Annotated in this window: 6 protein-coding genes; 1 reads left to right on the forward strand and 5 read right to left on the reverse strand. The window is 75.5% G+C overall.

The window, feature by feature from the left end; translation table 11 throughout:
- The 5 genes from ABEB16_RS14295 to ABEB16_RS14315 all read right to left on the reverse strand — a co-directional run.
- The coding region (locus tag ABEB16_RS14295) for a delta-60 repeat domain-containing protein (RefSeq protein ID WP_345712907.1) at nt 1–1,360 on the reverse strand (1,360 nt) is incomplete at its 3' end.
- Between the two features lie 64 nt (nt 1,361–1,424).
- The gene (locus tag ABEB16_RS14300) at nt 1,425–2,519 is read right to left on the reverse strand and encodes an ABC transporter permease (RefSeq protein ID WP_345712908.1); all 1,095 of its coding nucleotides are present in this window, start codon (nt 2,517–2,519) and stop codon (nt 1,425–1,427) included.
- Complete coding sequence (locus tag ABEB16_RS14305) at nt 2,516–3,529, reverse strand: ABC transporter permease (protein WP_345712909.1); 1,014 nt, start codon at nt 3,527–3,529, stop codon at nt 2,516–2,518. The genes ABEB16_RS14300 and ABEB16_RS14305 overlap by 4 nt, the downstream gene beginning before the upstream one ends.
- A complete protein-coding gene (locus ABEB16_RS14310; RefSeq protein ID WP_345712910.1) occupies nt 3,526–5,115 on the reverse strand; it encodes a sugar ABC transporter ATP-binding protein in 1,590 nt (529 codons plus the stop codon). The genes ABEB16_RS14305 and ABEB16_RS14310 overlap by 4 nt, the downstream gene beginning before the upstream one ends.
- A gap of 65 nt (nt 5,116–5,180) precedes the next feature.
- Nucleotides 5,181–6,206, reverse strand: a complete 1,026-nt coding sequence (locus ABEB16_RS14315; protein ID WP_345712911.1) for an autoinducer 2 ABC transporter substrate-binding protein — start codon at nt 6,204–6,206, stop codon at nt 5,181–5,183.
- A gap of 483 nt (nt 6,207–6,689) precedes the next feature.
- On the opposite strand from ABEB16_RS14315, the gene ABEB16_RS14320 reads away from it, so the two are divergent.
- The coding region (locus ABEB16_RS14320; protein WP_345712912.1) for an ATP-binding cassette domain-containing protein at nt 6,690–6,958 on the forward strand (269 nt) is incomplete at its 3' end.

The raw sequence follows: 6,958 nt of genomic DNA on the forward strand, positions 1-6,958 counted from the left end.
CGGCGCGCCGGCCGCGGGGCAGCGGCTCGCGGCGCAGCTGGTACCGGCGCACCACGGTCCGCGGCGCCCACGCGTCCTGGCGGTCCGCGGCCACCAGCACGCCACCGGCGCCGAACGCGGGATCGGCGAGGACCCCGGTGACGACCAGGTCGTCCGCGGCCACCGACCCGCCCGCGCCGAACGCCGCGACGGGCGCCCCGCTGCGGGCGTCGCGCTGCTCCAGGCGCGAGGCGAAGGGGCCGTCGCCCAGGAGGCGACCCACGAGCAGCGTGCCGCCGGGGCCGGCGACGGCCGTGGCGCCCTCCGGGGTGCCGGGGGCGTCGAGCACGAGGAAACCGCCGCTGCCGAACCCGGCGTCGAGCTCGCCCCGCAGCGAGACGCGCACCAGGACGCCGGCCACCGCGCGGGAGGTGAGGTCGACCCCCGAGCCGGAGAGCACGAGCGCGTCCCCGGCGACGACACCGCCGCGCGCGTAGAGCTGCCAGCCGGGCATCGGCAGGCGCACCACGCCGCCGTCGCCGAACCCCGGGTCGGGGGTGCCGTCGGGCCGCAACCGCGCCACGACACCGACGACGTCGTCGGCGGCACCCCCCGCGGGGGCGGAGCTGCCGACGGCGAGGACCTCACCCGACGGCCCGGCCACCAGCTGCACGCGGTCGTCGCCGCCCAGGTCGACCCGCCGCACCCCGCCGGTGCCGAACGAGGCGACCGGCCGCCCGCCGGCGTCGAACGCGGCCAGCAGCAGGTCGGAGGTCCCCCCGCCGTCCTCCTCGGCGGCCACGAGGTAGCCGCCGCCGGCGGTGGGCACCACCGAGTTCGGGCGCAGGCGCCCCAGCAGCCGCTCGTCGAGGGGGCCGGCGCCCATGCCGGAGACCACCGGGACACCGCCGTTGAAGGCCGGGTCCGGCCGGCCGTCCGGCAGCAGCCGCAGCAGGGCGGCGCTCGACTGCCCGCCACCGGCGTCGAGGGTGGCCAGCACGAGGACCCGGCCGTCGGGCAGCACGACCACCTGCGCGGCCTGCGCCGGCCGCCCGGCGTCCACGACGAGCTGGCCCGCGTCGGCGAACGTGCGGTCGAGGCGGCCGGCCGGCCCCAGCCGGCGCACCAGGACGACGGCGGCGCCGGGGTCGGCGACCGCGGACGGGTCGAGCGGGGTGCGCAGGGACGCGACGAGCGTCCCGGTGCCCTGCCGCGCCAGCGCGGCGCCGCGGGCGAACCCCCCGGGCACGGCGCCCTCCACCACGACGGTGCCGCCCTCGCCGAAGCGGGGGTCCGGGTCACCGGGGGCCGCCGCGGCGGCGGGCGCGGTGAGCACCACCGCCACCGCGGCGGCGGTGGTGGACAGCAGGGCACGGATCACGGGCGCACGTCCTCGTCGCGGGTGCCGTGCCGTGCGCGGATCGCGCGGCGACGGTCCGACGAGGCTACGAGATGCGCCCGTAGCGGCGCAGCGCGAGCGTGTTCAGCAGGGCCGACAGCACGAGCACCAGGCCGAGCGCGAGGAGCTGGTAGCGGCTGCCCTCCGACCCCTCGAACGCCAGCAGGATCCCGGCGTTGAGCCACGTCACCAGCAGCGCCGCGACGACGACGCCACCGACGCGCCCGACGCCGCCCTGGATGGCCACGCCGCCGAGGACGGCGATCGTGATGGCCGGCAGCGCCATGCCGTTGCCGGCGCTGCCGGCGTCGGGGCGGGCGGAGGCGAACTGGGCGACGGTGACCACGGCCACGACACCCGCCAGCAGCCCGGAGCCGACGTAGGCGAGGAACCGGGTGCGCCGCACCGGCTGGGTGGCGTAGAGCGCGGCGACGTCGTTGGTGCCGACGGCGTACAGCGAGCGCCCGTACGTGGAGCGGGCCAGCACCAGCCACGCCACCACGAGCACCGGCACGAGGAACGTCAGCACCTGCAGCGGCACGTCCCCGACCCCGGGCACCGCCAGCGAGCGGGTCAGCTCGTGCAGCTCCTGCACGGGTTCGTCGGAGATGGGGGCGTTGTCGTTGCTGAGCAGCGCCAGCGCGCCGAACGCGTAGGAGGTCGCGAGGGTGGCGATGAGCGCGGGGAAGCGCACGTACGCGACGAGGAACCCGTTGAGGGCGCCCATGAGCGCGCCGGCGGCGACGGCCACCACCACCGACGGCGCCGTCGCCCACCCGAACGGCCCGACGCAGAACCCGAACACCATGCCCGCCAGCGACACGATGCCGCCGACGGACAGGTCGATGCCGCCGCGGCCGGAGACGACGACGAGCAGCTGGGCGATGGCGAGGATGCACACCGGCACCATCGACTCCAGCGCCGAGGCCAGGTAGGGCAGGTCGTAGGGGGCCACGAGGTACTGGTTGCGGCCCTGCCACCAGAACACCGCGACGACCACGACGAGCAGGACGGCGAGCAGCGCGACGCGCTCGGTGAGGGCGATGCGCAGCAGCCGGGCGGGCAGCGGCTCCCGCGCGGGCGGCGGGCCGCCGGGGGCCGGGCGCGGCGCGGTGGGGGCGGTGGCCGGGGACCGGCTCAACGGGACCGCCTCCTGCGCTCGCGCAGCAGGTCGGCGCCGACTGCGATGAGGATGAACACGCCGATGAAGAGGTTCGTGAGCTGGCTGCTCCAGCCCAGCAGCGTGACGGCGCTGGTGATGGTGCCCACCAGCAGCGCCCCGAGCAGGGTGCCCAGCACGGTGCCGCGGCCGCCGACGATGCTCGTGCCGCCGATGACGACGGCGGCGATGACGGCCAGCTCCAGGCCGGCGCCGGCGTTCTGCTGCACGAGGCCGCCGGAACCGATGAGCACGCACGTGGCGAGCCCGGCGCAGACACCGGTGAGGACGTACGCGGAGACGACGCGGCGCCGGACGCTCACGCCGGCCAGCCGGGCCGCGAGGGGGTCGCCGCCGACGGCGTAGAGGTGGCGTCCGGTGGGCCAGAACCGCATGTAGCACCACATGAGGGCGCCGAGGACGACGGCGAGCAGGAACGCCGCGGGGATCCCGAGCAGCTGGCCCCGCTGGCCGCCGCCGAGCACCGCGAAGGTGCCGGGCACGCCGGAGACCTGCTCGTTGCCGAAGATCTGCAGGCTGACGAACCGGTACACGTTCAGCGTGCCGAACGTGACGATGATCGGGTGGATCCGCCCGTAGGAGACCAGCAGGCCGTTGACGGTGCCGAGCACGCCGCCGAGGACGAGCGCGACGGCGAGGGCCGGCAGCAGCGGGACGCCGGCGTCGCGGACGAGCTTGCCGACGACGACGATGACGACGGCCACCTGCGAACCCACCGACACGTCGATGCCGGCGGTGACGATGACGGCCGTCATGCCGATGCCGATGAGGGCGACGGGCGCCACCGAGAACACGATGTTGCGCAGGTTCCCGCCGGTGAGGAACGTGTCGGTGGCGAGGCTGAGGGCCACCCAGGTGACGGCGAGGACGCCGATGAGGACGAGTTCCTGCCCCTCGACGCCGCGCAGCACCGGGCGGCGCCGGGTGGTGGCGGCGGCCGCGGGTTCCGGTCGGGTTGCCAGGACGCTCACGGTGTCCCTCCTGCGCCGGTGGGCGCGCTGGTCGGTGCGCTGGTCGGGTCGGCGGCGGTCCCGCCGGGGGTGGTGCCGGCGTCACCGGCGGCCGCGGCGAGGACGTCGGCCTGGGTGGCGCCGGCGGCGAACTCCCGCACCACGCTGCCGCGCCGCACGACGACGACGCGGTCGGCCAGCTCCAGGACCTCCGCGAGGTCGGTGGAGATGACGAGGACGGCGCTGCCGGCGGCGGCGAGCTCCAGCACGAGGCGGTGGATCTCCTCCTTGGCGCCGACGTCGACGCCCTGCGTGGGTTCCTCCATCACGAGGACACGGGGTTTCTCCACGAGCTGGCGGGCGAGCACCACCTTCTGGGCGTTGCCGCCGGAGAGGTTGCCCACCAGCGTGTCCGGGCCCGGCGCCTTGATGGCGATCTCGGAGATGTAGTGCTCGGCGACCTCCCGCTCGCGGCGGGCGTCGAACCAGCCGGACCTGGAGAGGAAACCCAGGTGGGCGCTGGAGATGTTGAAGGCGATCGACTTGTCCCCGAACACCCCCTGCGCCTTGCGGTTGCCGGGCAGCAGGGTGATGCCCGCGGCGGCCGCCGCGCGGGGGCTGCGCAGCCGCACCTGCCGCCCGTCGACGGCGACGACGCCGTCGGTGGCCGGGGTGATGCCGTAGAGGGCGCGGGCGATGTCGCTGGTGCCGGAGCCCACGAGGCCGTAGAGGGCGACGACCTCCCCGGCGCGCACGGTGAGGTCGAGGCCCCGGAAGCGCTCACCGCGCCCCAGCCCCCGCACGGCGAGGACCTCCTCGCCGTCGACGGCGCGCTGCCGCCGGCCGCGGCCGCCGACGGCGTGGCCGACCATCAGCTCGGCGATGCGCCGCACGGTCAGCGACGCGGTGGGCTCGCCGGCGACGACGAGGCCGTCGCGCATCACGGTGACCCGGTCGGTGATCTGCGCCAGCTCGTCGAGGCGGTGGCTGATGTACACGACGCCCATGCCCGCGGCGCGCAGCCGCCGCACCACCGCGAACAGGATCTCGATCTCGCGGTCGGTGAGGATGGCGGAGGGCTCGTCGAGGACGAGGACGCGCGCGGAGTGCGCGAACGCCTTGGCGATGGACACCAGCTGCTGCTCGGCCACCGGCAGGTCGGCGACGCGGACGTCGGCGATGGCGGGGTCGAGGCCGATCTGCTCCAGCAGCTCCACCACCCGCGCGCGCTGGGCGCGCCGGTCGACGCGGCCACCGTGGCGCAGCTCGCGGCCGAGGAACACGTTCTCGGCGACGTCGAGCTCGCCGAACAGGTGGGGTTCCTGGTAGACGGTCGCGATCCCGGCGGCCATGGCGGCCTGGGTGCTGCCGGGTTCCAGCGCGGTGCCGGCGACGGTGACGGTGCCCCCGTCGGCGGTCTCGGCCCCCGACACGATCTTGATGAGGGTGGACTTGCCGGCGCCGTTCTCACCCACGAGGGCGTGCACCTCACCGGCGCGCACCTCGAAGTCGACGCCGCGCAGGGCCCGCACGCCGCCGTACCGCTTCTCCACCCCCGTCGCGCGCAGGAGCACGTCGCCCTGCCCGCCGGGTCCGCTGCCATCCATGCTCGTCGCCTTCCGCTGCGGACGCCGGGCCCGGTCGCGCGCGGCGACCGGACCCACCGGGGGGATCAGTAGTCGAACTGGTCGACGTTGTCCTTGGTGATCTCCAGGGGCGGCCCCAGCAGCAGCATCTTGTCGCTGTCGGTGTACTCCACGGCGGGCAGGTCGGCGCTGACCTCGTTGGTCGCGGAGAACGCGGTGCCGTCGGCGAGCTGCTTGCCGGCCCAGCCGGTGAGGTAGCCGAGCTTCTCCACGTCCCAGAGGATGGTGGTGCTCGCCGAGCCCTCGTCGAGGTACTGCTTCATCGCCTGCGGGGTGCCGAGGCCGACGGTGAAGACCTGCCCGATCTTGCCGGTCTCCGCGACGGCCTTGGCGACGCCGGGCGCGGAGGAGGTGCACTCCCCGACGAGGCCGGTGAGGTCGGGGTGGGCGTTCATGAGGTCCTTGGCCATGGAGGTGGCCTTGGCCTCGTCCTCGCCGGCGTAGACGATGTCGACGATCTCCGCCTCGGGGTACTTCTCGGCGGTCACCTCCTTCTGGACCTCGATCCAGGAGTTGAGGTTCGCCGCGGTCTGGCCGCAGGAGACGATGGCGTACTTGCCCTTGCCACCCATGGCCTCCAGCAGCGAGTCGGTGAGGGCGGTGCCGATGCCCTCGGCGGTGGCCTGGTTGACGAACACCTCGCGCACGGAGTTGGGGGCGTCGGTGTCGGCGGTCATGACCTCGATGCCCGCGTCGGCGGCGTCCTGCAGCACCGGCGCCATGGAGTCGGGGTCGTTGGGTGCGACGACCAGCACGTCGACCTCCTGCTGGATCAGCGACTTCACGATGTCGGTCTGCGCGCCGGCGTCGGCGGTGGTGGATCCGCGGTAGACCCACTCGAAACCGAGCTCGGCGGCGGCGGCCTCACCGCCGGCGTTCATCGCCTCGAAGTAGGGCACGCCCTGCAGCTTGGGCACGAAGGCGACGGTGGTGGTGTCCGCGCCGTCGGTGCCGGTGGCGGCGGTGTCGGTCTTCTTGGAACAGCCGGTCAGGGCGAGGCCGCCGGCCAGGGCGACCGCGAGGACGGCGGTCGGGGTGCGGGGCAGGCGCATGGTTCCCTCCTCGGACGGCAGCGCTGCCGTCGCTCAGCAGACGGGACCGTCCGGTGGGGCGGCCCCGGGGCAGGATGCCGCACGGTGCCGCGCCGACGCAGGGCATCGCGCGTGAAACCGGCGGGTTCCGGCGCGATACCGCACTGGAACGATTCACCCGCCGCGGAAACTAGCCCCCGCCCCGGGGGCCGTCAACCAGTTCCGCAGATCGTGACCGACCCGGTACCGCAGGGCGCCCGGTAAACCCGTGGCCCCCTCCCCCGGCGCCGCGCTAGCGTCGCCGGCGTGCACACGGTCATCGCGTCGACGAGGCTCCGCCGCCGCTGACGGCGGCGCACCGAGCGGTTCCCACCTCCCTGCCCGCCGCCCCGGTCCACGCCGGGCGGCCGCTGCGGCTGCCCGGCTCCACCCCGAGCCGCGGAGCACCCCGTGCCCACCACCCCCACCTCCCCGTCGTCCACCCCGCCCGTCCCCCCCTCGCCCGTGCCCGGGCACCTGCCCGCCGGTGCGCGCGCCCACGTGCGCGCCGAGGACGTCAGCGTCACGCGCGGGGCCCGGCGGGTCCTCGACCGCGTCTCGGTCGTCGTCTCGGCGCGGTCCCGGCTGGCCGTCGTCGGGGAGAACGGCCGCGGCAAGACGACCCTGCTGCACGTGCTGGCCGGTCTCGTGCCCCCCGACTCCGGCACGGTCCACCGCACCTGGAGCCCGCCGTCGCCACCGCGGTGCACCACGCGATGGACCTGCCCTCCTCG

Origin of the sequence: Kineococcus glutinatus (assembly GCF_039542765.1) — a bacterium.
In the GTDB taxonomy this organism is placed as follows: domain Bacteria; phylum Actinomycetota; class Actinomycetes; order Actinomycetales; family Kineococcaceae; genus Kineococcus_A; species Kineococcus_A glutinatus.

Coding starts and splice junctions, on each gene's coding strand:
- ABEB16_RS14310 (WP_345712910.1), bottom strand. CDS start 5,115: ATGGATGGCAGCGGACCCGGCGGGCAGGGCGACGTGCTCCTGCGCGCG.
- ABEB16_RS14315 (WP_345712911.1), bottom strand. CDS start 6,206: ATGCGCCTGCCCCGCACCCCGACCGCCGTCCTCGCGGTCGCCCTGGCC.